Here is a 24,755-nt window from a genome sequence, read left to right as displayed (position 1 = left end):
GCCCCTCGTCGATATGACGAAGGCACGGAAGGCTGCCGCTGGCGCCGGCAGCTAAGCGGGGACGCGGATCAGGAGCGGGCGGATCAGTGGTTCAGCGCAGCGGTGGCATCACGGCCCGGTGCCGGCGCAGCCTGCGGCTGCATCGCCACGGCCTTGGCCTGCACCGGCATGCCCGGCATGAAGACCTTCTGCACGCCGTCGATGATCACCTTGTCGCCGGCGGCCAGGCCGTGCTCGACAATGCGCAGGCCATCGGCGGTGCGGCCGAGCTGGATGTCACGGCGCTGGGCCTTGCCATCCTTGTCGACCACGTAGACGTACTTGCGGTCCTGGTCGGTCAGCACGGCCTTGTCGTCGATCAGCAGGGCCTGGAACTGGCCGCTGCCGAGCAGCTGCACGCGGGCGAACAGGCCCGGCGTGAACTGGCGGTCGGCGTTGTCCAGCAGCGCACGGACGCGGATGGTGCCGGTGCTGCGCGCCACCTGGTTGTCGAGGAAATCGACCTTGCCCGAGTGCGGATAGCCCTCTTCCCCGGACAGGCCGACCTTCACCGGCAGCTCGCTGTCCCGCTCGCTCGGGCGCTCGCCCTTGCGCGCCATCTGGGCGTAGCGCAGGAAAGTGCTCTCGTCGGCATCGAAGTAGACGAACACCGTGTCCAGCGAGACCAGCGTGGTCAGCACGCTGGCGCTGTCGCCAGCAGTGACCAGGTTGCCGGCGGTGACCATCGCGCGGCCGGCACGCCCGTCGATCGGTGCACGCACCTTGGTGAACTCCAGGTTTAGCCGGGCCGCGTCCAGCGCCGCCTGCGCGGCCTGCACCGCAGCACCGGACTGGTCGGCCGCCGCACGACGCTGTTCGGCGGTCTCGGTGGAGATCGCCTGCTGCTCGGACAGGCGCTTGGCACGCTCGGACTCGCTGCGGGCCAACGTAGCCTGGGTGCGGGCACGGGCCAGTTCTGCGGCAGCGCGATCGTACTCGGCCTGGTAGCTGCGCGCGTCGATGGTGAAGAGCACTTCGCCCTTCTTCACTTCCTGGCCTTCGACGTAGTTGACCTTGTCGATGTAGCCGGACACGCGCGGACGAAGTTCAACGCTCTGTACCGCTTCGACGCGGCCGCTGAATTCGTCCCACTGGCTGACCTGCTTGACCAGCACCGGCGCTGCACTGACCTGCGGCGGAGGCGGTGCACCGGCTTCTTCGGCATGGCCGCCGCTGCAGGCCGCCAGCACGGCGGCGGCGAGGATCGACACGCCGACCATCGCGATGCGATGGCCGAAACGATGTGGGGTGGTATTGGGGGAAGTCATGGCATGCATCCGTACGGAGGGGTGGTACAGCTAGATGAGAACGTGTTGCAAAAATCGGCGCCGCATACTGCGACCTCAACCATGGTCGAGGTCAAGCGACGCCTGCGGTATCGCGCCACAAAGGGGGAACTTCCAAGTGCAGCAGGCCGCGCGGCAGTTCGGCATCGCTGCTGTCACAGCGGACGATGGCGCGGTTGTCGCGGCAACCATCCAGCAGCGAGACCACGCGACGGCCGACCAGCAGCGAGCTGGGCCACTCGATGCAGGCATTGGCCGCGTTGGCCGGGGTACAGACGGGGCTGCAGACTTCCAGCATCTGCGCGCGCACGCCCAGCGCCTGCGCTTCCTGGTGCACCACCTGCGCGTACATGCGCAGCGCGGCGGTGGTAATCGAGGTCTCGCCGTAGCCCGCCCACGGCTTGGCGTTGGCCGGGCTGCCGATCATCACGTAGCGTCGTGCGTGCACGTTGTCCTGCAGCAGCGGCAGCAGGTGACGCACCGCGTGCACGTGCGGCATCAGGTCGGCCTGCATCGCGCCCAGCAGTTCATCGCCGTTGCGGTCGGTCACCCGGCCGCGACGGTAAGGACCACCCATTGCGGCGATCACGGCGGCCAGCGGACGCGGGCGATGCGCGATGCGTTCGGCCAGTGCGCGCGCCGAGCCGTCATCGCTGAGCGAACCCAGCAGCGTCTCCAGGCCCGGCTCGTCGGCGAACTGCTCATGCAGCGCCGCCAGCCGGCCCGGATCGCGACCGACCACCAGCACCGGGCTGCCGGCTTCCAGCAATGCGCCAACCACGCCCTGGCCGACGGCACCGGTGCCGCCGAGGACCAGGACTTCGGGCGTCAGCATCCCATTCACGGGACATTTCCTCCCAAATCCGGGATAGTCCCGATTCGACGCAGCCGGTCGCCCTTGTGCGGGACCAGGCGGATGGCACCGCCACGCTGCTGACGCATGGGCGCGGTAAACTCACGAAAGTCCTTGTGTACCAAGGAACTCGGGCGGACTTCAACGGTCATTGCCAGGTCCAGGCTGCTCTGGCCGGCGTTCCGGAGACGGGCAAGAATGTTGCGCAGGCTCATGGCGGACGGGCTCCAATTAACGAATGGCGCCACGATAGACCTCAAACCTTTACTTGATTAGTCCTGATTAAGGGGAATAATCATCCCGCTCCCGGTCCAATCGTTCTGTCACGATTGTCCCATCCCCGACGTCCAGGATCCCAGACCATGTCCCACGATCTCAACGAGACGCTGATCTTCGTCAAAGTGGTCGAGCAAGGCAGCTTCATTGCCGCTGCCAAATCGCTCGGCCTGCCCAAGACCACGGTCAGCCGCAAGGTGCAGGAACTGGAGACGCGCTTGGGTGCGCGCCTGCTGCACCGGACCACGCGCCGCCTCGGCCTGACCGAAGCCGGTTCGATCTATCACGAACATTGCCAACGCATCGCACGCGAGCTTGAAGAAGCCGAGAGCGCAGTGAGCCAGTTGCAGTCCGGGCCGCGTGGCTGGCTGCGCTTCACTGTGCCTTACTCGATCGGCATCACCTGGATTGCGCCGCTGCTGGGCCAGTTCCATGCGCAGTATCCAGAGATCCGCCTGGACATGCATATGGGCAACGAGAAGCTGGACCTGATTGCCGGCGAAGCCGATCTGGCGCTGCGCGTGGGTGCCTTGCCCGATTCCAATCTGGTCGCGCGCAAGCTCGGCAGCCTGCGCACGCAGGTGTTCGCCAGCCCAGCCTACATCGAACGTTATGGCGAGCCGCTGCATCCGGAAGAATTGCAGTTCCATCGCATCCTGGCGATGCGCAAGCCGTACCACACCGGCAACTCGCCGCGCTTCACCTGGCAGCTGGGCGAGAACGGCGGCGAGCTGCGCGACTTCCCTGTTACCCCGCTGATGACCGCAAACGACATGTCTGCGCTCAATGGTGCGCTGGTGTGCGGCGAAGGCCTGCTGCTGACCGGCGACGTGATGGCCAAGCCGTTCGTTGAATCGGGCATGGTGCGCCGCGTGCTGGCCGGCTGGACCGGCCCGGAAGTGGACTTCAACGCCGTGTTCGCCGGTGGCCGCCTGGTCTCGCCGAAGGTGCGTGCGTTCGTCGACTTCCTGGTCGAGAAGCTCAACTTCGACGCCAACTACATGCTGGCGCAATGCCCGGGCGCGAAGCTGGCACAGCAGCAGAAAGAAAAGGAAGACGCTGCGCTGGAAAGCAGCGGCAAGCGGATCCTGGAGAAGGTGGCCGCTTCGGCGGCATGACCGAGGGTATCCACGCATGGCGTGGATCTACCCGAGCGCGCGATGCCGCTTTCTGTAGCGTCGAAGGTAGCGGCAGGAGCCGCTACCAACGTCGCTTGCGACGGCCCGACGGGTGCCGGTCAGGACGACCGGCATAGCCATGCTCGACTGCCCTTCGAACGGCGCCGACCAAAGTTGGCATCTACCAGAAGAGGTAGCCGAGCGTGGCTCGGCTCTACAGGCGCTATCGGCGTGCCGAGCAATGCTCGGCACCCACAAAAATGCCGCCTGCAAGGGCGGCATTTTCGTTCCGGCCGATGGCCGGACCGGCTCAAGCAGTAACGCGTAGCGTTACTGCTTGAGCGGAATCACACGGATCTCGACGCGGCGGTTCTTGGCGCGGCCGGCGTCGGTGCTGTTGTCGGCAATCGGGTACGACTTGCCGGCGCCCAGCGTTTCGATACGCACGCTCTGCACGCCCTGGCCGATCAGGTACTGCGCGACCGAGTCGGCACGTTCCTTCGACAGGCGGTTGTTGACCGCGTCGCTGCCGATGCTGTCGGTGTGGCCGACCACTTCGATCATGGTCTGGTTGTAGTCACGCAGGGTGCCTGCCACGCCGTTGAGCGAACCATAGAACTGCGGCTTCAGGGTCGCCTTGCCAAAGTCGAAGGTGATGCCGTCCGGCAGGTTCAGCATGATGTTGTCGCCCTGGCGCTGCACATCAATGCCGGTGTTGGCGGTGCGCTCGCGCAGTGCGCGTTCCTGGCGATCCTGGTACTGGCCGACCGCGGCGCCGCTGAGCGCGCCGATACCAGCACCAATCAGGGCATGCTGACGGCGCTCGGTGGCGCTGTCGCCGGTCAGCAGGCCGGCAGCCACGCCGATAGCGGTACCGATCAGGGCGTTGCGGCCGGTACGGTTCTGCTGCTCGGTCGGGTTGCCGTACTGGTCACTCTGTACGTAGGAGCCGCCGGTGGCGCAGGCCGACAGGACGGCCGCACTCATCAGGGCCAATGCGACGTTGCGGGTGGTGTTGCGGATCATGAGGTTCTCCTTGGTTTCCGGTTGGCCGGCGGCCTGCGGGCGCAAAGAGAATAAACAGCCCGATGCGATGCCGGAATGATGATCGGGCACGCCGACAGGGCCGCGTTCAGCTAACTGACCGGATCACTCAACCCGCACTTTACCCGCTCCTGACTGCCGGTAGGCAGCCAGCGCGGCATCGCGGCCAGCCGCCAGATCCACCAGCGGCGCACGCGGATAGCCCGGGGCGTGCGCCGCCAGCAGCAGCGGATGCTGCCACGGCGCGAAGCGCGCCTTCACCGGCAGCGCCGCCAGTTCGGGCACCCAGCGGCTGATGTAGCGGGCCTGCGGGTCGAACTTCTCAGCCTGGGTGACCGGGTTGAACACGCGGAAGTACGGTGCGGCATCGGCGCCGGTCCCGGCCACCCATTGCCAGCCCATCGTGTTGTTGGCCAGGTCGGCATCGACCAGGGTGTCCCAGAACCAGCGCGCGCCGTGAAGCCAGTGCGCACGCAGGTGCTTGCACAGGTAGCTGGCAACGATCATCCGCACCCGGTTGTGCATGTAGCCGGTGTGCCACAGCTCGCGCAGGCCGGCGTCGACGATCGGCACGCCGGTGTTGCCGCGCTGCCAGTCGTGCAGCTGCGCGTCACTGGGCGTTGCCCATGGGAAGCGATCGAAACGGGGGTTGAGGTTGTCGGTGGGCGTCTTCGGGAAGTGATGCAGCAGGTGGTAGGCAAAGTCACGCCAGCCCAGCTGGCGCAGGTAGCCGTCGATGTCGGCGTCGGTGCCGGCACTACGCAGCCCTTCCAGCGCATGGGCAATCCGCCAGGGGGCGATTTCGCCGAAATGCAGGTGCGGTGACAGCCGCGAGGTACCGACACGGTCCGGCAGGTCCCGCTGCTCGCGATACCCGCGCAGGGCACCATCTTCAAAGACGGACAGTGCTTCCAGCGCACCGGCTTCACCCGGCTGCCAGTGTTCCCAGAAGCCGGTATCCCAGTCCAGCGTCGGTGCCAGCTGGAGATCATCCAGTGCGAGGCTGTCGACCGCGTGTGCCGCCAGTGCCTTCGGTGCGGCCTGCAGCGAAGGCAGGCGCCAATGACTGAGTACGTTGCGCCAGTACGGCGTAAATACCTTGTACGGCTGGCCCTGCTGGGTGGCGATGTCCCAAGGCTCGAATAACAGGCTGCCATTGCAGCTGTGCGTGTCGATGCCCTGCTCGCGCAGCATGCGCTTGATGGTGGCGTCGCGTGGCTGGGTGGCCGGTTCGTATTTGCGGTTCCAGTAGACCGCCCCGGCGCCGGTCTGCTCGATCAGCAACTGCAGGGCCGGCAGGCTGTCACCACTGCGCAGCACCAGCGAGGAACCCCGCGTGCGCAGGTCCGCATCCAGCGCGGCCAGTGAACGGTGGCGCCACGCATCGGAGGCGGCACCCGGCGCCCACCCGCCTTCTTCGTGCGGCGCATGGATGTAGACCGGCACCACGTCGTGACCGGCATCCAGCGCGGCCTGCAGGGCCGGATTGTCCTGCAGCCGCAGATCACGGCGGAACCATACCAACGCTACCGACACAGGCACTGCCTTCGTTGTGGAAGGCGCACATGATAGCCAGCGGCGGTGAAGGAGATGCGCGCGCCCGGCCATCCATGCATGGCGTGGGTCTACTGCTTGAATCGCTCCATCGCTTCACTGATCAGCGCGCGCGCCTCGGCGGCGTTGCCCCAACCGTTGAGCTGCACCGGGTTGCGCCCGGCCGGCAGGTCCTTGTAGACCCGGAAGAAGGCCTCGATGCGCTGCCGTTCGATCTCCGGCAGATCGGCCAGATCGCGGATGTTGGCGTAGCTCGGATCAACCTTGTCGGTGGGCACCCCGATGATCTTCTCGTCGTGCTCGCCGCCGTCGATCATCTTCAGGTAGCCGATCGGCCGGAAGCGCACGATCACGCCCGGATGCAGCGGTTCGCGGGTCAGCACCAGTGCATCCAGCGGATCGTTGTCACCGGCCAGGGTGCGCGGCATCGAACCGTAGTTGGCCGGATAGGCGACCGGCATCGACTGGAAGCGGTCCACATGCACCAGGCCGTCTTCCTTGATCTCGTACTTGGTGAAGCTGCCGGCCGGAATCTCCACCGCCAGATTCACTTCCTGCGGGGCCTGCTTCGGCTGCGCCGCCAGGAACGGATGCAGCACGCTATCGGCGGCGGTCACCGCCGTCGCGAGCAGGAGCAGGGCCCCGCCGATGGCAGCCATGGGGACAAGACGGCGTACGGTTTTCATCTGGATTTCCTCATTCCCAGCAGCGATCAGCGCGGCCCTTGGCAGTCTGCGCGCGCGGGCAGTCACGCGGCGTGATGCGGCCTTCGGTCAGCTCCGTGCGCTGCTTGCTACCCTTGGCATCACGGCGCAGTTCGAAGGCATCGTAGAGACGGCCAGTCACGGTGCGTGCTTCATAGCGCAGGTGCTGCGGATCGATGTTCAACACCTGGAACAGCTGGGTGTCTTCGGCCACCGGGTCCATCGTCCTGCGCGCTTCGTCGGAAAGGCGATACTGCTTCGGCCCCGCCACGGTGACCACATACTGCGGCGTCGCGGCCTGCCCTTCACCACGGCGACCATAGGTGTGATCGTGGCCCTGCAGCACCAGGTCGACGTTATGGCGGCGTACCACCGGCAGCAGCACGTCACGCAACGCGGCGTTCTCGCGTCCTTCGCGCGGCGAGTAGAACGGCTGGTGCAGCAGCACGATGGTCCACGGCTGCGGATTTCCGCCCAGTACCTTGTCCAGCCACTGTGCCTGTGCCTTGGCGGTGCCCAGGTCGAGCGCCGAAGTGCCATCGACTACGGCCACGCGCACGCCCTGCGCATCGAACCAGTAGCTGGTCTGCTGCGCGGCGCTGGCGCCATTGCCCGGCAGCGCAAACGTCACCGGCCAATGCTTGCCCAGCACGCGGCGTTCCTGCGGGGTGTCCTCGAACTCCTCGAAATACTCGTGGTTGCCGATGGCCGGGGCCACCAGGGTTTCCTGCGCCAGCCAGCTGGTCGCAGCAAACCACTCGCCCCACTCGCTGTCATCCATGTTGTCGCCGCCGCTGACCAGGTCGCCGGCAAACAGGCTCATGCGCGCCTGCGGTGCGGCCTTCTGCGCGGCGCGCACTACCCGGCTGACATGGCTGACGTTCTTGTTCTGGGTATCACCGAAGTACAGCAGGGTCAGCGGCTGGTCGGCCGCGGCCAGTGTGCGCAACTGGTTCCAGGCGCTCCAGCTGCCGTTGCCCTGCACGCGGTAGACGTACTGGGTATCCGGCTGCAGGCCGCTGATGTCGGCGCGATGATGATGCGACAGACCATTCTCGGTCTGTAGCGAACGGGTCGTTGCGCGCACCTGGCGGATGCCCTCGATGGCCGGCGAATCTCCGGCGAGGGCAATCTCCAGCAGCGGTGCCTGCACGCTGCCGTCGGTACGCCAGGCGACAGCGAATCCATGGCTGGGATCGACCGCCGGCGAGGCGACGATGCGGTCAGGTACCGTCGTTGCTGCGTAGTGGCGGCTGCCCGCCGGCACCTGGGTATTCGGTTCGGCCGCTGCGAACGACAATGACGGCAACGCCAGCAGCAAGCTCAGCGCCAGCGTACGCATCACGCAGTGCCCGCTCATGCGCCACACTCCAGCGGCAGCGCCAACTGCTTGGCGATGCTCTCCCAGTCGAACGCAACCACGCCCTGGTCGTCGTGCACGGCATACAGCGCACCGTGCGGGAAGCGCGCGCTGGGTTGCTGCATCATCCAGATGCCATCGGTGTTGGCCACGGTATTGCCCTGGAACGCACCGACCGGCTTCAGCGTATGCCGGTCGAACAGGTGGAACACGCTGCGCTGCTTGCCCTGTTCGGTAGTGATCCACCAGCCGTCCTTGCCACAGGTGCGCAGGGTCACGCCTTCGGCCTGGGCCTTGAACACGTCGCGACCGAAGGTGGTACCGGTGAAGCGACCTGACAGGGTGTAGACCTTGAACTCGCTGGCGTAGCTCTCGTCCTCTTCGGCAATCAGCAGGCGGTCGTTATCCGGGTCGCCCCAGATCGATTCGACTACGCGTAGTGCACCGGCTTCGCTGGTGTCACCGATGCTGGCGACGAGCTTCGCCTCGACCTTCGCACCATCGCGGGTCACGTGATACTGGCGCACGCGCTTGTCCAGCTCGGCCAGCGGCGGCAGGATGTCACGGCCCTGCGCATCCTCGCCGTTGTCCCAGGAGTCGGTGACGTAGACGCTGTAGCCATCGGCGCGGCGGTCTACCCACAGCCCGTACGGCTTGCGCAGGTCCTCCGCAGCGAACGTCGCCAGCGGTGCGAAGTCCGGCAGGCTCAATACCTGCACGCGATGATTGTCGCGCTCCACGATCCACAGCAGATCGTCGATCACCGCGATGCCGTTTGGGCGGTCGAACTGCCCCGGTGCGGTGCCGCTGCTGCCCACGTCACGCAGGTGCTGGCCGGTGCTGCCGTCGTAGACCACCAGCTTGTCGGTGGCCTTTGCGGTGGCGATCAGCCACAGCCTGCCATCCGGAGCTCGCCAGGCCGCAGGCGAGTCGATGTTGTCAGCCGGGGTCATCGGCGAAAGGAAGGCCTCGGCGATGGTGGTCACCGCTCGCTCGCCGCTGGCCTTCGCTGACGTCGCGGCCATGGCGGGGTCATTGCCGGTGGCCGGCGTGCAGCCGGCAGCCAGCGCTACCGCCAGCGCGGTGGCCAAGGCAGTGATGCGACGCCCCATCACAGTGCCACCTTCAGGCCCAGCGCGTAGGTGCGGCCATACTCTTCCATCTGCAGGGTGCGCGAGCGCGTGCCCTGGTACAGCTCAAGCGGCTTGTCCAGCAGGTTCTGCGCTTCGAGATACATGCTCACGCGCGGGGTGAACTTGTAGTCCAGCGAGAAGTCGAGCTGGGTGTTCGGCGCGACGTAGATGTCGAAGGCGCGGCCCTTGCCGATGCTGTCCAGGTACTCGCTGCGGTACACCGCCGCCAGCCGCGTACTCAGACCGTACTTCTCATAGCCGATGTGGGCACTGTAGACGTGCTTGGAGGCGCGCGGCAGGGTGAAGTCCTCGCCTGGGCGGTCCTTGATGCCGGCATCGAACTCGGTATCCAGCCACGTGCCACTGGCGCCGACCAGCAGGCCATCCAGGCCCTCCGGCAGGAAGGCCAGCTGCTGCTGCCAGTTGAACTCGGCACCGCGCACGGTGGCCTTGCGGCCGTTGATCGGCTGGGTCACGTCCAGGCCGCCGTAGGCCGGATCATTGGTGCGCACGGTCTCCACGATGTAACCATCGATCGACTTGTGGAACAGGCCCAGCGAGACGATGCCGCTGCTGCCGATGTACTTCTCTACCGACAGGTCGATGTTCTTCGACTCGTACGGGTCCAGTTCCGGATTGCCCAGGCGCACTTCCTCGTCACCGCGGCTGTAGCCCACGCGCGGTGAAATGTCACCGAACGAGGGGCGCGACACGGTCTTGTTGGCCGAGGCGCGCAGCACCCAGTCATCGGCCGCGTCATAGCGCAGGTGCAGCCCCGGCAGCACGTTGGTGTAGCTGCTGTTGGCCACGCGCGGGGTGACGGTGAAGCTGCGGCCGTTGGCGGCCACGTCCACCTGGTTGCCGACTGCCTTGAACTGGGTGTTTTCCACGCGAACACCGCCGATGATGCGCAGCGCGCCCACATCCCAGGTGCCCATCGCATAGCTGGCGAAGATGTCTTCGCTGGCCACGTAGTCCTCTTCCAGCGAGGTCATCGCGTTGCCACCGACGTCCTGCGGGCGGGCACTGTACTGGCCGCCATTGGCCGCCCAGAAGGCACGCATCGCGGCCGAATCCATGCCATCACCCAGGTTGCCGTGGCGGTGTTCGGGCGAGGAGGTGCTCCAGCTCGACAGCGCCACCTTCGGGCCGACACGCAGTTCGCGCTCATCCACATTGACGTCGCGGTCGCGCCAGCGGCCCAGCAGGCCGAATTTGATGCTGCTGCTGTCGCCGTCGAAGCGCACGTTGACCTGCGCGCTGTGCTCCTTGTCGTTCACCTGCTTGGGCGAAAGCACGAAGCGGTCGAACGCGTAGTTGCTGCTGTCCAGCCACTGCGGATTGTCGAAGCTGTAGCTGGGCAGGCGGCTGCTCTGGTCCAGGGTGCCGTTGAAGGCCTTGCCGTTGAGCTTGAAGCGCGCCTCCATCTCGTCATTCACGCGCTCTTCGGTACGGGTGTAGCCAACCCTGTAGTCGACCACGGCGTTGGTCAGCTTGTTCTCGCCACCCAGGCTGGCCGCGAAGGTGTTTTCCTTCTTGGTTCGGTAGCGCATGCGCTTGTCGATGGAATCCTTCGGCATGCCATCCAGGCGGTACTGGTCGGTGCCGGTCCTGACCATCTTGGCGTCGTCGAAGTTGAAGATCACACGCTGGCGGGTTTCGGCATCGTCGAACTGGCTGTACAGCGTGCGCAGGTAGTACTTGCTGTCTTCGTTCGGGCGCCAGTCGAGGTTGAGGTTGGCGCCGATGCGCTTGCGCTCGATCTCGTACTTGCGGTGCTGCAGGTTGATCGCGGTGACGTCGCCAGGTGCGGCGTCATCCTCGCCGTCATACTCCACTTCGGTGTTGTCCGACTCGAACTTCCGCTTCTGGTAGTTCACGCCCAGGGCCACGCCGAAGGTGTCGTTGAACACTTCGCTGTAGTTGAAGGCGGCCTTGGGGCTGGTCTCGCCGGACAACTGCTGGTGGCTGCCTTCGATCTTGCCACGCAGGCTGCGACCGTCGCGGTCGAAGGCCGAGGCCGATTCCACCAGCACGGCGCCGCCGATGGCATCACCGGGCATGTCCGGGGTCGGCGACTTGACCACGCGCAGGCGTTCGGTGGAGTCGGACGGGATCACGTCCAACGGCGCGGCACGGCTGGAATCCTCCGGCGTGCCCACGGCGATGCCATCCACGCTGACGCTGTTGAGATTGGCATCCAGGCCACGGATCACCACGAAGCGGCCCTCGCCCTGGTCGCGGGTGACGCTGATGCCCGGCAGCCGCTGCAGCGACTCGGCCACGTTCTTGTCCGGGTACTGGCCCAGCGCATCGGAGGACACCGCGTCTTCGATGGCGTCGCTGCTGCGCTTGAGGTCGACCGCGCGGATCTGCGATTCGAGCTGGGCGCGCACTTCGATGCGGTCCAGGTCGACCGCGTCCGACGCCACGGCGCCGGTGGCGGCTACCGCCTGCTGCCCGGCGGCATGCAGCGGTGCTGCGGCCCCCATTGCCAGGGTCAGCGTGATGGCAACGGCCAACGGAGTCTTGATATGCACTGGGAATCCCCATTCCTGTTAAGAATGGGTCTGCACGGTATGTCCGCAAGATTGCATGGCCGTGACATGCGCCTGCGCATTTCATGCTGGCCGTCTCCGGCCCCGGTTTGGGGTTGGCCGCCCAATCCGGCAAAATGGCGCCCTCTCTCCTTTTCCCCTTCCCGACCATGAAGATCGTCGAAGTGCGCCACCCGCTGGTGCAGCACAAGATCGGCCTGATGCGCAACGCTGCGCTCAGCACCAAGGATTTCCGCGAACTGGCCAACGAGCTGGGTACGCTGCTGGCCTATGAGGCCACCGCCGACCTGGAAACCGAGCCGCACACCCTGCCCGGCTGGGCCGGCCCGGTCACCGTGCAGCGCATTGCGGGCGCCAAGATCACCGTGGTGCCGATCCTGCGCGCCGGCCTGGGCATGCTCAGCGGCGTGCTGTCGCTGATCCCGGCCGCCCGCGTCAGCGTGGTGGGCCTGCAGCGCGATGAGGAAACCCTGCAGCCGGTGCCCTACTTCGAGCGCCTGACCGGCCGCCTGGAAGAGCGCGACGCGCTGATCCTGGACCCGATGCTGGCCACCGGCGGCACGCTGATCGCCACCATCGACATGCTCAAGCGTGCCGGCGCCCGCCGCATCAAGGGCATTTTCCTGGTGGCCGCGCCGGAAGGCATCGAGGCGGTCAAGGCCGTGCACCCGGACGTGGAGATCTACACCGCGGCCATCGACGCCCAGCTCAACGACAAGGGCTACATCCTGCCAGGCCTGGGCGATGCCGGTGACCGTATCTTCGGGACCCGCGTCGGCTGATCCGGCGAACCGGGGTCAGCGCCCTTTCACAGCGGAAGGGATCTGACCCCAAGCGCGGCCTACAGGCCGGCCGCGAAGGCTTCCAGCTGGCCGATGACCGTGTTCCAGCCGTCGAAGAAGCCCAGCTGCTCATGCTGGTCACGCAGGGCCTTGTCCGGGTGCATCACCCGCGCGGTATAGCGGCAGCCCTGCCCGTCATCCTCCATCGTGATGACGGCGGTGAAGCCCAGCCAGGGTGACTGCGGTCGCCAGCCTGCGCCCAGCATCGAGGTGAACACCAGGCGCTGCTGCGGCACGATCTCCAGGAAACTGCCCGGATTGTCGCTGCTGCCACCATCGGGGCCCTGCATGAAGGTGTGGAAGGCCCCGCCGGGGCGCAGGTCGAATGCGCGTACCTCGGTGGTCCACGGCTTCGGGCACCACCACTGGCGCAGCAGTTCCGGATCGGTCCAGGCCCGCCACAGGGCGGCACGCGGTGCATTCAACACACGGCTGATGACCAGGTCGGTGTCAGGGTTGTTGCCTGCGTCTACGGCCATGGGCCTGCTCCTGTCGGTGAAGGGTTTCAACGAAATCGACCATGCGGTCGGCGCGCGCTTCCCATACGGCACGTTGTTCGGCCAGCCACTGCTCGGCCTCGCCCAACCGCGCCGGCACCAGTTCGCAGGTGCGTACGCGCCCCCGCTTGTGGCTGCGCACCACGCCGCTGCGCTCCAGCACGGCCAGATGTTTCATCAGAGAAGGCAAAGCCATCTCGAAGGGCCCGGCCAGCATCGACACCGTGCGCGGCCCCTGCCCCAGCACAGCCACGATCGCGCACCGGGTCGGGTCGGCCAATGCCTGGAAGACGTCTTGAATGGCGGGATCATACTTACCCATATGGCTAAGTAATACGCCGACCTGAACGTTGCCGCAAGCAGGCGCGGCAATGGCGTGGTTCTTCACGTGGCCTTGCAGGCTGGAAGCGAATGCTCCGCGCACCCGCCACCCTTGGAGCTCCCGATGAAAGCCTCTTTCCTGCTGGCCGCCGTCCTGCTGGTCGGCCTGCCCCTGGCTGCCAATGCCACCACGCCGCAGCAGCAGCGCATGGCCGAATGCTCAGCCAAGAACAAGGGCTTGAAGGGGGATGCCTACAAGACTGCACAGAGCTCCTGCCTCAGCGGCCATGCCGCCGAGACCAAGGCCGCGACAACGCCGCAGGAACGCATGCGCAAATGCAACGCCGATGCCGGCACGAAAAAATTGACCGGTGATGCGCGCAAGACCTTCATGAGCAGTTGCCTGAAGGCATCGTAACGGTCGCATCCGGATGAAACGGCCATCCACGCATCGCGTGGACCTGCCGCCATCAGTGAAGGCCGGGCGTTGCCCGGCCTTTCCATTACCCCAGGGCGCGTGCCTTCAGCTCGCCCTGTTCGTGCAGGGTCACGAAACGCCCCTTGTCATCCCTGCCCAGCTGCGCCAACGCCACCTGCGGGTCGTGGGTGAAGAACAGCCGCACGTTGCGCGCCAGCTTGTCTTCAAGGAACTGCCGCTTTTCGTCGATCAGCAGCTCGGCATTGCGGTCGTAGCCCATGGTGATCGGCACGTGTACCCATGAGCGTCCCGGGATCAGGTCGGCACAGAACACCACGCCACCGTGCGCACTTTCGCCGGCATGCGCGTGACCGACGATCTCGGCCAGCATCAGCCCCGGCGTATGCCCGTCGCTGTAGCTGAAGCGCACGCTGCGGCCGAGCGCCTTCGAGTACTCCCCGTCCACCACTTCCAGCCGGCCACTGGCCTGCAGCAGGCCCGGCAGTTCCGGAATGAAGCTGGCGCGGTCGCGCGGGTGTGGCTGCACGGCGCGCTGCCAATGCTGCGCGCCGACCACAAAGGTTGCGTTGGGGAACAGCAGCTCGGGCTCACGCCCTTCGCTCCACGCCGCCAGCAGGCCGCCGGCATGATCGAAGTGCAGGTGGCTGAGCACCACCACGTCGATATCCTCGTGCTCGAAGCCGGCTTCGCGCAGCGAATCGATCAGCACATGCTGGCTTTCCTGCACGCCGTAGCGCTCGCGCATGCGCGGGTCGAAGAACGCGCCGATACCGGTTTCAAACAGCACGGTTTTGCCTTCCAGCGGGCTGGCAAGCAGCGCACGGCAGGCCAGCTCGATGCGATTGAGCTCGTCCGGTGCCGCCCATTTTTCCCACAACGCGCGCGGCGCGTTGCCGAACATCGCTCCGCCATCGAGGCGCTGCGAGTTTCCACGAATTGACCAGAGTTTCATGTGTCGATTATCGGCGCCGGCTCGTTAAATAATCGCTAGAAGGGAAACAGAAAACCCCGCCGGCAAAGGCGGGGTTTCGATAATCAGCCGGATTGCCGGCCAGCAGCCGGCGCGACCGGATCAGCGCGCCGGGACGACCTGGGCACTGCCCACCGGATTGCGCGGGTCGCTGCCGCCGAACAGCTTGTTCGCCTTGCGGTCCCATTCCACGGTCTGCAGGTTGCCCCACACATGGCTGGACCCGCGGCCGCCTGCGGCCACATTGCCCGGCAGGTCGATCTTGTGCCCCATCGCCTGCAGCTGCTTCACCGTCGCCGCGTCGAACGCATCGTCCTCGGCTTCGATCAGGTCCGGCAGCCACTGGTGGTGGTAGCGCGGCAGCGCGGCAACCTGCTGTGCATCCAGGCCGTCGTCGTAGCCGAGGATGCCCAGCAGCACCATGGTGATGATGCGGCTGCCACCCGGGGTGCCCAGCACCACGACCTTGTCGGCGTTCTCCATGAAGGTCGGCGTCATCGAGCTGAGCATGCGCTTGCCCGGCTTCGGCGCATTGGCTTCATAGCCCATCACGCCGAACGCATTGGGCGTGCCCGGCTTCAGCGCGAAATCGTCCATCTCGTTGTTCAGCAGCACGCCGGTGCCCTTGGGAATCAACCCCGAGCCGTACAGCAGGTTGACGGTCTGGGTGGCGCCGACGCGGTTGCCGTCGCGGTCGATGATGGAGAAATGCGTGGTCTCGTCGTCTTCCAGCGGAGTCGGATTGCCCGACAGCAGGTCGCTGGGCGTGGCCTTCTCCGGATGGATGGTAGCGCGCAGGCCCTGTGCGTAATCCTTGCTGGTCAGCACCTTCTGCGGGATCTGCACGAAGTCCGGATCGCCGAGGAAGAAGGTGCGGTCGCGGTACGCGCGACGCATCGACTCCACCACCAGGTGGGTACGGTGCGCCGGGTCCATCTTCCTGATGTCCCAGCCTTCCAGGATCTGCAGCATGCTGGCCAGCGCGATGCCACCGGACGACGGCGGCGGCGCGGTGGTGATCTTCCAGCCGTTGTAATTGAAGACGATCGGCTCGCGCTGCTTCACGCGGTAGCCGGCCAACTCTGCGGCGCTCCATTTGCCGCCAGCCTGCTTCACGCCTGCCAGCAACAGCTTTCCGGTCTGGCCCTTGTAGAAGCCATCGAAGCCATCCGCGGCCAGGCGCTCCAGCGTCTGTGCCAGCTCCGGCTGCTTGAACAGGTCACCGGTGGCGATCGGCTTGCCGTTGCGCAGGTAGACCTCGCGCGTGCCGGGATAGCGCTCCATCACTTCTCGGCGCGACGCATAGCCCTTGGCCATGCGGTCGTACACCGGGAAGCCTTCGCGCGCGATGCGGATCGCCGGCTGCAGCGATGCAGACAGCGGCAGCTTGCCGTGCTTGGCCGACAGCTCGACGAGCGCTGCAGGCAGGCCCGGGATACCGGCCGACCAGGCGCCGTTGACCGAACGATCACGGTCCAGGTTGCCCTGCTTGTCGAGGAAGGCCTGCGGAGTTGCCGCGGCCGGTGCGGTCTCGCGTGCATCCAGCATCACATCCTTGCCGGTGGCCGCGTCGTGCAGCAGGAAGAAGCCGCCGCCGCCCAGCCCGGAACTGATCGGCTCGACCACCGCCAGCGTGGATGACACCGCGACCGCGGCATCGAAGGCGTTGCCGCCCTGCGCCAGGATATCGATACCTGCCTGGGTGGCCAGCGCGTGGCCGCTGGCAATGGCTGCGCCATCGGGGCGCTCGGCACGGGCCGGGCTGTCGGCCCAGGCCATCGGGCTCAGCAGCAGGCCGAGCAGCAACAGGGGGCGGACGATCAGCGTCTTCATTCGGATGGGGGCTCCGCGTAGAGTTCGGGGTGATCGTGCTGCAGCTGGCGCAGCTTGGCCAGCAGCTGGTCTTCCGTTTCCACGATCTCCGGGTCCGGGTCGATGCACTCGACCGGGCAGACGACCACGCACTGTGGCTCGTCGAAATGACCGACGCATTCGGTACAGCGCGCAGGGTCGATCACGTAGATGGTTTCACCCATCGAAATGGCCTGGTTCGGGCAGGCCGGCTCGCAGACGTCGCAGTTGACGCAGAGCTCGTTGATTTTCAGCGACATGGCGATACTCCTCGCCCGCGCCTTGGGACAAAGGACCGGCCAGCGCGGGCGCGCGGGCCGGTCAGGTCATCAGCGGCACCCTTGCGGGGTGCCGCCCGGGCCATGCCGGAGCATGGCCGCCATGGCTCGGTATTACTTGGCTTCGACGAAAATGTACTCGGCGCCGGTCGGCTGGACCGCCGCCTGCACGCGGGCGTTGTCGGCCGACTGGCCGATGAAGACGACGCGCACGCCCTTCATCGAATCCGGCGCCACGTCCTTGAACACGGCCTGGATCATGTCAGCCATCTTGCCCGAGGCCGACGAACCGAAGGCCAGCATGTTGCCCGGCTGCACGCCACGGGCCACGGCCTGGGTCGCGCTCTCGGTCTGGCGCTCGTACTTGGCCTGGAAGTCCGGGTCCGATTCCGGCGAGAGGTAGTACAGGAACGGGCTGTTGCTGATGTTGCCCATGTTCTGGATGGCCACTTCCTGCAGGTACTTCTTCCAGCCTGCATCGTCGTCCTTGGACGGCGCGACCAGGGCCTGCTTGGCCTCGTCGACCGGAGCGGCCTCTTCCTTCTTGCAGGCCGTGAAGGCCAGGGCCAACGAAGCAATCAGCATCGCGCGCATGGTGGTGTTCATGGGTTTCCTCCCGGAATGGTGCGTGGTGTTGTACGTAATGGGGTGCGGGTACAGCGGGGCTTACGACTGTGCGGCCTTCGCTTCGCGGACCTTGCGCAGGGCTTCGAGCACCGCGGCCGGCACGAAACCGGACACGTCGCCGCCCAGGCGCGCGATCTCGCGGACCAGCGAGGACGAAATGAAGCTGTGCTGCTCGGCCGGGGTCAGGAACAAGGTCTCGACCTCCGGAATCAGGTGGCGGTTCATGCTGGCCATCTGGAACTCGTACTCGAAGTCGGACACCGCGCGCAGGCCGCGCAGCAGCACCCCGCCCTGGACCGAACGTACGAAATGGGCCAGCAGCGTATCGAAGCCGATGACCTCGACGTTGCTGTGGTGGCCGAGTGCGCCACGTGCCAGCTGCACGCGCTGCTCCAGCGGCAGCGACGGGCCCTTGGACGGGCTCTGCGCCACGCCGACCACGACCTTTTCGAACAGCGGCGCGGCCCGGCTCACCAGGTCGATATGACCGTTGGTGATGGGGTCGAACGTGCCGGGATAAACGGCAATGCGGCGGTTGGCCACGGTCATGGGCGGTTGCAGATGTTCAGATGAGGTCAAAGTGTAGCAGTGGCGCGGCGGTACAGGGCAAAGCGCACCTCGCGGGTGCCCCCCTCGCGGTGCAGCAGCCAGTCCGACGGCAGCACCGGCACGTGGCCGGCCGGCGATTCCAGGTACAGCCAGGCATCGGCAGCCAGATGCCGCGGCAGCTTGGCCAGCACGTCCTGCCACAGGCCATCGGCGAACGGTGGGTCGATGAACACCAGATCGGCCTGCTGTGCCGGTGCGCCCTGCAGCCAGCGCAGGGCATCGGCCTGCACGACGGTGACCTGGCCGGAGGCCTGCAGCTTGGCCACGGCCGCGGTCAGATTGCGTCCCAGCTGCGCGTCGCGCTCGACCAGAGTGGCGTGGGCGGCGCCGCGCGAGACCGCCTCCAGGCCCAACGCGCCACTGCCGGCGAACAGGTCCAGCACCCGCGCGCCGCCCAGTCTGGGCATCAACCAGTTGAAAAGGGTCTCGCGCACGCGGTCGCTGCTGGGCCGAAGCCCTGGCAGGGTCGGCACTGGCAGGCGGGTATTGCGCCAGCGCCCGCCGATGATGCGGACCTGACCGTCATTGCCCCCACGGCCGCTCACCGGCGCCCCCGGCGGGAGGTATTCGAGAATTTCAGCATGAGCGGGATTGTAGTTCGGCCGGGCGGCGCCCGGGGACGCGCCAACGCATGCGCGCTGTCGCTCCCACGCTTCGCTGCGCGAAACGCGGGCCCCACTTACCAGCTTCCATACCCCCGCCGCTTCGCGGCCGCCCCCTGACTCAGGGGGCTCTACCCCAGACGCGATCCGATGCTCGACATACAGGCGGGGTCAGATTGGATTTCGATATCTGAGAGATTTCATCCACGCATGGCGTGGATCTACTGGCCGCCAGCCAACTGTCGAAAGCGGGGCACTGTGGGTTTGCGGGGTGTGAGCGGCATGGATGCCGCGCCCAAGCCCCCATGGATGGGTTTACGGCGTCCCCGCAAACCCACAGTGCCCCGCCATCCCACGGAATGCCCGCTCTTGCCGTTGCTGTTGCAGTTGCGGTTGCTTCGGCCTCTGCAGGTGCAGGGCTGCAAGCCCTGCCGACCAACCCCCTTGATTTCGGGACAATCAGCCATACCCCTTGGCGAGGCCGCACGCGCCGGCGCGGCATTGCACATGGAGCCCTATCGATGACCGAGACCACCCAGACCGAAACCCTTGGCTTCCAGACCGAAGTCAAGCAGCTGCTGCAGCTGATGATCCACTCGCTGTACTCCAACAAGGAGATCTTCCTGCGCGAGCTGGTCTCCAACGCCGCCGACGCCGCCGACAAGCTGCGCTTCGAGGCCCTGACCCAGCCGGCTCTGCTGGAAGGCGACAGCGAACTGCGCGTGCGCGTCAGCTTCGACCCCGCCGCCCACACCATCAGCATCGAAGACAACGGCATCGGCATGAGCCGCGCCGAAGCCATCGCCCACCTCGGCACGATCGCCAAGTCCGGCACCGGCGACTTCCTGCGCCAGTTGTCGGGCGACCAGAAGAAGGATTCGCAGCTGATCGGCCAGTTCGGCGTCGGCTTCTACAGCGCCTTCATCGTCGCCGACGAAGTGGAAGTGACCTCGCGCCGCGCCGGCCTGGCTGCAGGCGAAGGCGTGCGCTGGACCTCGCGTGGCGAAGGCGATTTCGAAGTGGCCACCGTGGACAAGGCCGAGCGCGGCACCCGCATCGTGCTGCACCTGAAGGAAGGCGAGCATGACTTCGCCGATGGCTGGCGCCTGCGCAGCATCCTGAAGAAGTACTCGGACCACATCGGCCTGCCGATCCAGATGCCGAAGGAAGGCGGCGAAGAAGGCGCTGCGGTCGAATGGGAAACCGTCAACCGCGCCAGCGCGCTGTGGACCCGCCCGCGCACCGAGATCAGCGACGCCGAGTACACCGAGTTCTACAAGCACGTGGCACATGACCACAGCGACCCGCTGGCGTGGAGCCACAACAAGGTTGAAGGCAAGCTGGAGTACACCTCGCTGCTGTACGTGCCCGGCCGCGCGCCGTTCGACCTGTACCACCGTGACGCGCCCAAGGGCCTGAAGCTGTACGTGCAGCGCGTGTTCGTGATGGACCAGGCCGAGCAGTTCCTGCCGCTGTACCTGCGCTTCATCAAGGGCGTGGTCGATTCCAACGACCTGTCGCTGAACGTCTCGCGCGAAATCCTGCAGTCCGGCCCGGTCATCGATTCGATGAAATCGGCGCTGACCAAGCGCTCGCTGGACATGCTGGAAAAGCTGGCCACCGACAAGCCCGAGCAGTACGCCACGTTCTGGAAGGAATTCGGCCAGGTGCTGAAGGAAGGCCCGGCCGAGGACTACAACAACCGCGAGAAGGTGGCCGGCCTGCTGCGCTTCGCCTCCACCCGTGGCGAGGCCGATGCGCAGACCGTGTCGCTGGCCGACTACATCGGCCGCATGACCGAAGGCCAGGACAAGATCTATTACCTGACCGGCGAGAGCTACAGCCAGGTGCGCAACAGCCCGCACCTGGAAGTGTTCCGCAAGAAGGGCGTGGAAGTGCTGCTGCTGACCGACCGCATCGACGAGTGGCTGATGGGCTACCTGACCGATTTCGACGGCAAGGGCTTCGTTGACATCGCCCGTGGCGACCTCGACCTGGGCGCGCTGGAAAGCGAGGCCGACAAGCAGGAACAGGAAGCGGCCGCGAAGGACAAGCAGGGCCTGGTGGAGCGCCTGAAGACGGTGCTGGGCGATGACGTGGCCGAGGTGCGCGTGTCGCACCGCCTGACCGATTCGCCGGCGGTCCTGGCCATCGGCGAACAGGACCTGGGCCTGCAGATGCGGCAGATCCTGGAGGCCAGCGGGCAGAAGGTGCCCGACAGCAAGCCGGTGCTGGAGATCAACCCCGGCCATCCGCTGATCGCCAAGCTGGATGCCGAAGGCGATGGCGCACGTTTCGACGACCTGAGCCGGGTGCTGTTCGACCAGGCCGCGCTGGCCGCCGGCGACAGCCTGAAGGACCCGGGCGCCTACGTGGCGCGCCTGAACAAACTGCTGCTGGAGCTGTCGGCCTGATCGAGGCGGTGGTCGCCGGGCATGGCCCGGCGGTGCCTTGGTAGAGGCCAACCTTGGTTGGCGCCCCAAAAGCGTGCCAACCAAGGTTGGCACCTACCAGGGCGGGTCAAGCATGCCAACCAGGGTTGGCACCCACCAGGGGCGGCGGTTGGCGCCTGCCGAGGGGGTTCAGGCTTCGCGATCCAGCAGCGAGCCCAGCATCTGGTCCTGGCGGCGGATCACCGTGGCATTGGCGGCGAAGGCCAACACCTCGGCTTTCGCCGCGAGCAGATCTCCCAGCGGTGCACTGACATCGACATCGGCACCGGCAGGGGTCACCGAGGCCTGCACTCCGCCCTGCTCCACCGCACTACGCTGCAGCTGCAGGCGCTGGGCATCCGGGGTCGCCAGATTGGCCACGTTGTGCGCGGCCAGCTGCACCCCCTGCTGGGCTGCACGCATGCCACCGCGTGCCGTTCCCATCACGTTGTTCATGGCGGTCTCCGGACCGCACTGCGCAGCCCTCCGGACCGGTTAACGGCCGATGGGCCGCAACCTTGAGCCCACATCGGCCCGACAGGCCCGAGTGGTAGCATATCCCTCTGATTTCAGCGCCTTTTGCCAATGCTCAGTTTTTTCCGCCGCAAGAAGCCCCAGGATGCCCCCGCAGCGGAGGCACCCAAGACCCAGCACTACTCGGCTGAAGAGCTGGCGGCGGCGTTTCCGTCGGCCGCGCCGGTCGAAGACAAAGAGCCGGCACCGGCAGCCGTAGCGGCCGAGCCTGCACCGGTCGAGTCGTCCCCCGCAGCCGTCGTTCCAGTCGCTGTCGAACCCACCCCGGTGATTCCGGCTCCAGCCGCACCGGTTCCGGCAGCTCCAGCGCCGACGGCGCAGATCGACGTCGCCCCCATCGCGACCCCGGCCATCGAACCGGCACCCGCGCCGCTGCCTGGGCCCACCCCGGCACCGGCACCGGTCACCGACGATCTGCCGGCCGCCGCCTCGGTCGACGCCGTGCCCGCAACTGCCGGCAAGCCCGGCTGGCGCGAGCGCCTGCGCAACAGCGTCATCGCGCGCAGCTTCGGTGGCCTGTTCTCGCGCAATCCCAAGCTCGACGACGACCTGCTCGACGAGCTGGAAACTGCATTGATCACCGCCGATGTCGGCGTAGGTGCCACCACCGATCTGGTCGAGGGCCTGCGCAAGCGCATGAAGTCGCGCGAGTTCGCCGACGCCAATGCACTGCTGGCCGCGCTGCGCGCCGAGCTGATCGCGATCCTGCAGCCGGTGGCCAAGCCGCTGGTGATCGACCGCACTGCCAAGCCCTTCGTGGTGCTGACCGTCGGCGTCAACGGCGTCGGCAAGACCACCACCATCGGCAAGCTGGCCAAGCGCTTCAAGGACGAAGGCCACAGCCTGATGCTGGCCGCCGGCGATACCTTCCGCGCCGCAGCTGTGGCCCAGCTACAGGCCTGGGGCGAGCGCAACGGCGTGGCCGTGGTCGCGCAGGGGCAGAACGCCGATGCCGCTTCGGTGGCGTTCGACGCGCTGCAGGCCGGCAAGGCCCGTGGCACCTCGGTGCTGATCGCCGATACCGCCGGCCGCCTGCATACCCAGTCCGGCCTGATGAACGAACTGGGCAAGATCCGCCGCGTGCTCGGCAAGATCGACCCCACCGCGCCGCATGAGGTGCTGATGGTGATCGACGGCACCACCGGCCAGAACGCGCTGTCGCAGCTGCGCCAGTTCAATGCCGCAGTGAACGTGACCGGCCTGGTGGTGACCAAGCTGGACGGCACCGCCAAGGGCGGCGTGGTGTTCGCGCTGGCCCGCGAGTTCGGCATTCCGATCCGCTTTGCCGGCATCGGCGAGCGCCCGGAAGACCTGCGCGTGTTCGATCCGGAAGCCTTCGTCGACGCCCTGCTGCCTGAAGCGCTGGGTGCCTGATATACCGTGCAGCCACCGCACTCTGGTGCAGCCACCCATGGGGTGGCTCTACAAGGGTGAACCCACGGGTGGCTGCCTCTCTGGAACACCGATGCCCCGCCAGCCGCACGCCAGCGCCGACACTACCCAGCACGACGACTTCGTCGCCCGCCTGCTGCACTGGTTCGACGACCACGGCCGCCACGACCTGCCCTGGCAACACCCGCGCAGCCCCTACCGGGTGTGGTTGTCGGAAATCATGCTGCAGCAGACCCAGGTGGCCACGGTCATCCCGTACTTCCAGCGGTTCCTGCAGCACTTCCCGACCCTGCCCGACCTTGCCGCCGCCAGCAATGACGCGGTGATGGCGCAGTGGGCCGGGCTCGGCTACTACGCCCGCGCACGCAACCTGCATGCCGCCGCAAAGCGCTGCGTGGAACTGCATGACGGCGACCTGCCGCGAGATTTCGATGCACTGCACGCCCTACCCGGCATCGGCCGCAGCACTGCCGGCGCGATCCTCAGCCAAGCCTGGAACGACCCGTTCGCGATCCTGGATGGCAACGTCAAGCGCGTGCTGAGCCGTTACCACGGCATCGACGGGTTTCCCGCCCTGCCGGCCATCGAGAAGCAGTTGTGGGCCATCGCCGAGGCGCACGTTGCGCAGGTCCCGGCCGGGCGCATGGCGGATTACACCCAGGCGCAGATGGATCTGGGCGCCACCGTCTGCAGTCGGGCCAAGCCGACATGCGTGATCTGCCCGCTGCAGGACAACTGCGTGGCACGCCGCGAAGGCCGCACCGCTGAGTTACCGACGCCCAAGCCCAGCAAGACCCTGCCCGAACGCGAAGCGGTCGCCCTGCTGTTGCGCGACGCCCAGCAGCGCGTGCTGCTGCAGAAGCGGCCGGATACTGGCATCTGGGCGCAGCTGTGGACGCTGCCGCAGGCCGAGACGGGCAGCGACCTGCAGGACTGGTTCGACACACATGTGGACGGCTCGCTGGAAGATGCCGACGAACTGCCGGTGCTGCAGCACATCTTCAGCCACTACAAGCTGCATCTGCAGGTACTGTCGCGGCAGGTACACGGCCTGCGCGTGGAAGAACCCACGCTGCGCTGGGTGGCTGCCGACGAACTGCCCGCGCTGGGCCTTCCGGCGCCGATCCGCAAGCTGCTCGACGGCGCCACGATCAAGACGCCGAAACGAACCTCCAAGAAATCCCGCAACCACGAGTGAGTGCCATGCCCCGAACCGTCTTCTGCCAGTACGAACAACGCGATGCCGAGGGCCTGGACTTCGTGCCCTACCCCGGTGAGCTGGGCCAGCGCATCTTCAACAACATCGGCAAGCAGGCCTGGGCCGCGTGGCTGGCGCACCAGACCATGCTGATCAACGAGAACCGGCTGTCACCGCGCACGCCGGAGCATCGCGCGTTCCTTGAAGGCGAACTGGTCAAGTTCCTATTCGAGAAGGA

25 protein-coding genes are annotated in these 24,755 nt (G+C 66.5%); 7 read left to right on the top strand and 18 right to left on the bottom strand.

Features of this window, described 5'->3' with window-relative positions:
• Positions 1 to 83 precede the first annotated feature (83 nt).
• From N5D45_RS05885 to N5D45_RS05875, 3 genes are all read right to left on the bottom strand, one after another.
• On the bottom strand, positions 84 to 1,307 hold the full coding sequence (locus N5D45_RS05885; RefSeq protein ID WP_010484405.1) for an efflux RND transporter periplasmic adaptor subunit: 1,224 nt from the start codon (positions 1,305 to 1,307) through the stop codon (positions 84 to 86).
• A 91-nt stretch (positions 1,308 to 1,398) separates the two neighbouring features.
• The gene (locus N5D45_RS05880; RefSeq protein WP_019338346.1) at positions 1,399 to 2,169 is read right to left on the bottom strand and encodes an SDR family NAD(P)-dependent oxidoreductase; all 771 of its coding nucleotides are present in this window, start codon (positions 2,167 to 2,169) and stop codon (positions 1,399 to 1,401) included.
• Positions 2,166 to 2,393 (bottom strand): hypothetical protein, encoded by a 228-nt coding sequence (locus N5D45_RS05875; protein ID WP_010484401.1) that lies wholly within the window; start codon positions 2,391 to 2,393, stop codon positions 2,166 to 2,168. Before N5D45_RS05875 ends, N5D45_RS05880 begins: the two co-directional genes overlap by 4 nt.
• 147 nt (positions 2,394 to 2,540) lie before the next feature.
• Here N5D45_RS05875 and N5D45_RS05870 point away from each other — a divergent pair, with 147 nt between their 5' ends.
• Positions 2,541 to 3,572, top strand: a complete 1,032-nt coding sequence (locus tag N5D45_RS05870; protein ID WP_005409107.1) for a LysR family transcriptional regulator — start codon at positions 2,541 to 2,543, stop codon at positions 3,570 to 3,572.
• Positions 3,573 to 3,902: 330 nt separating this feature from the next.
• On the opposite strand, the gene N5D45_RS05865 is transcribed toward N5D45_RS05870, so the two are convergent.
• The 6 genes from N5D45_RS05865 to N5D45_RS05840 form a co-directional block, all read right to left on the bottom strand.
• Positions 3,903 to 4,598: an OmpA family lipoprotein gene (locus N5D45_RS05865; RefSeq protein ID WP_008267948.1), complete on the bottom strand. Its 696-nt coding sequence runs from the start codon at positions 4,596 to 4,598 to the stop codon at positions 3,903 to 3,905.
• A gap of 123 nt (positions 4,599 to 4,721) precedes the next feature.
• Complete coding sequence (locus N5D45_RS05860; protein WP_164192115.1) at positions 4,722 to 6,152, bottom strand: deoxyribodipyrimidine photo-lyase; 1,431 nt, start codon at positions 6,150 to 6,152, stop codon at positions 4,722 to 4,724.
• 89 nt (positions 6,153 to 6,241) lie between these two features.
• On the bottom strand, positions 6,242 to 6,856 hold the full coding sequence (locus N5D45_RS05855) for an inorganic diphosphatase (RefSeq protein ID WP_164192118.1): 615 nt from the start codon (positions 6,854 to 6,856) through the stop codon (positions 6,242 to 6,244).
• A 10-nt stretch (positions 6,857 to 6,866) separates the two neighbouring features.
• Positions 6,867 to 8,216 (bottom strand): metallophosphoesterase family protein, encoded by a 1,350-nt coding sequence (locus N5D45_RS05850; RefSeq protein WP_239519158.1) that lies wholly within the window; start codon positions 8,214 to 8,216, stop codon positions 6,867 to 6,869.
• 14 nt (positions 8,217 to 8,230) lie between these two features.
• Entirely contained in the window at positions 8,231 to 9,346 is a 1,116-nt protein-coding gene (locus N5D45_RS05845; protein WP_057503071.1) for a phytase, read from the bottom strand.
• Positions 9,346 to 11,907, bottom strand: coding sequence for a TonB-dependent receptor (locus N5D45_RS05840; RefSeq protein WP_071305811.1), 2,562 nt, complete (start codon positions 11,905 to 11,907; stop codon positions 9,346 to 9,348). Before N5D45_RS05840 ends, N5D45_RS05845 begins: the two co-directional genes overlap by 1 nt.
• 167 nt (positions 11,908 to 12,074) lie before the next feature.
• On the opposite strand from N5D45_RS05840, the gene upp reads away from it, so the two are divergent.
• Positions 12,075 to 12,707, top strand: a complete 633-nt coding sequence (upp, locus tag N5D45_RS05835) for a uracil phosphoribosyltransferase (protein ID WP_004153184.1) — start codon at positions 12,075 to 12,077, stop codon at positions 12,705 to 12,707.
• Positions 12,708 to 12,766: 59 nt separating this feature from the next.
• Here the strand turns inward: upp and N5D45_RS05830 are convergent, their stop codons facing one another.
• On the bottom strand, positions 12,767 to 13,246 hold the full coding sequence (locus N5D45_RS05830; protein ID WP_049434910.1) for an SRPBCC family protein: 480 nt from the start codon (positions 13,244 to 13,246) through the stop codon (positions 12,767 to 12,769).
• Positions 13,218 to 13,652 carry a metalloregulator ArsR/SmtB family transcription factor gene (locus N5D45_RS05825; RefSeq protein WP_279938593.1) on the bottom strand — a complete coding sequence of 145 codons (435 nt, stop codon included), beginning with the start codon at positions 13,650 to 13,652 and terminating at the stop codon, positions 13,218 to 13,220. The genes N5D45_RS05830 and N5D45_RS05825 overlap by 29 nt, the downstream gene beginning before the upstream one ends.
• A 57-nt stretch (positions 13,653 to 13,709) precedes the next feature.
• On the opposite strand from N5D45_RS05825, the gene N5D45_RS05820 reads away from it, so the two are divergent.
• A complete protein-coding gene (locus N5D45_RS05820; protein ID WP_019338338.1) occupies positions 13,710 to 14,003 on the top strand; it encodes a PsiF family protein in 294 nt (97 codons plus the stop codon).
• A gap of 85 nt (positions 14,004 to 14,088) precedes the next feature.
• Here N5D45_RS05820 and N5D45_RS05815 read toward each other — a convergent pair whose 3' ends face one another.
• The 6 genes from N5D45_RS05815 to rsmD all read right to left on the bottom strand — a co-directional run bounded on the left by N5D45_RS05815 (position 14,089) and on the right by rsmD (position 18,934).
• Complete coding sequence (locus N5D45_RS05815) at positions 14,089 to 14,976, bottom strand: MBL fold metallo-hydrolase (protein ID WP_053442833.1); 888 nt, start codon at positions 14,974 to 14,976, stop codon at positions 14,089 to 14,091.
• A 120-nt stretch (positions 14,977 to 15,096) separates the two neighbouring features.
• Positions 15,097 to 16,827 carry a gamma-glutamyltransferase gene (gene ggt, locus N5D45_RS05810; RefSeq protein WP_134958159.1) on the bottom strand — a complete coding sequence of 577 codons (1,731 nt, stop codon included), beginning with the start codon at positions 16,825 to 16,827 and terminating at the stop codon, positions 15,097 to 15,099.
• Positions 16,824 to 17,105, bottom strand: coding sequence for a YfhL family 4Fe-4S dicluster ferredoxin (locus N5D45_RS05805; protein WP_010484376.1), 282 nt, complete (start codon positions 17,103 to 17,105; stop codon positions 16,824 to 16,826). The genes ggt and N5D45_RS05805 overlap by 4 nt, the downstream gene beginning before the upstream one ends.
• Before the next feature lie 132 nt (positions 17,106 to 17,237).
• Positions 17,238 to 17,729, bottom strand: coding sequence for a hypothetical protein (locus tag N5D45_RS05800; RefSeq protein WP_010484374.1), 492 nt, complete (start codon positions 17,727 to 17,729; stop codon positions 17,238 to 17,240).
• A gap of 60 nt (positions 17,730 to 17,789) precedes the next feature.
• Entirely contained in the window at positions 17,790 to 18,299 is a 510-nt protein-coding gene (gene coaD, locus N5D45_RS05795; RefSeq protein ID WP_164192123.1) for a pantetheine-phosphate adenylyltransferase, read from the bottom strand.
• A 26-nt stretch (positions 18,300 to 18,325) separates the two neighbouring features.
• Positions 18,326 to 18,934: a 16S rRNA (guanine(966)-N(2))-methyltransferase RsmD gene (gene rsmD / locus N5D45_RS05790; protein WP_312250764.1), complete on the bottom strand. Its 609-nt coding sequence runs from the start codon at positions 18,932 to 18,934 to the stop codon at positions 18,326 to 18,328.
• Positions 18,935 to 19,482: 548 nt separating this feature from the next.
• Here rsmD and htpG point away from each other — a divergent pair.
• On the top strand, positions 19,483 to 21,375 hold the full coding sequence (gene htpG, locus N5D45_RS05785) for a molecular chaperone HtpG (protein ID WP_164192129.1): 1,893 nt from the start codon (positions 19,483 to 19,485) through the stop codon (positions 21,373 to 21,375).
• A 168-nt stretch (positions 21,376 to 21,543) separates the two neighbouring features.
• On the opposite strand, the gene N5D45_RS05780 is transcribed toward htpG, so the two are convergent.
• Positions 21,544 to 21,849 carry a hypothetical protein gene (locus N5D45_RS05780; RefSeq protein ID WP_010484366.1) on the bottom strand — a complete coding sequence of 102 codons (306 nt, stop codon included), beginning with the start codon at positions 21,847 to 21,849 and terminating at the stop codon, positions 21,544 to 21,546.
• Between the two features lie 129 nt (positions 21,850 to 21,978).
• Here N5D45_RS05780 and ftsY point away from each other — a divergent pair, with 129 nt between their 5' ends.
• The 3 genes from ftsY to N5D45_RS05765 all read left to right on the top strand — a co-directional run.
• Positions 21,979 to 23,301 (top strand): signal recognition particle-docking protein FtsY, encoded by a 1,323-nt coding sequence (ftsY, locus tag N5D45_RS05775; RefSeq protein WP_164192132.1) that lies wholly within the window; start codon positions 21,979 to 21,981, stop codon positions 23,299 to 23,301.
• Positions 23,302 to 23,392: 91 nt separating this feature from the next.
• Positions 23,393 to 24,517: an A/G-specific adenine glycosylase gene (gene mutY / locus N5D45_RS05770; RefSeq protein ID WP_164192135.1), complete on the top strand. Its 1,125-nt coding sequence runs from the start codon at positions 23,393 to 23,395 to the stop codon at positions 24,515 to 24,517.
• Positions 24,518 to 24,522: 5 nt separating this feature from the next.
• Positions 24,523 to 24,755, top strand: a 233-nt coding sequence (locus N5D45_RS05765) for an oxidative damage protection protein (RefSeq protein WP_279938589.1), incomplete at its 3' end; no start/stop codon positions are given.

Origin of the sequence: Stenotrophomonas sp. GD03819 (assembly GCF_029841665.1) — a bacterium.
GTDB classification, from domain to species: domain Bacteria; phylum Pseudomonadota; class Gammaproteobacteria; order Xanthomonadales; family Xanthomonadaceae; genus Stenotrophomonas; species Stenotrophomonas geniculata.
The sequence above is the reverse complement of the archived record's forward strand: the minus strand, read 5'-3'. Positions and strand labels throughout refer to the sequence as shown.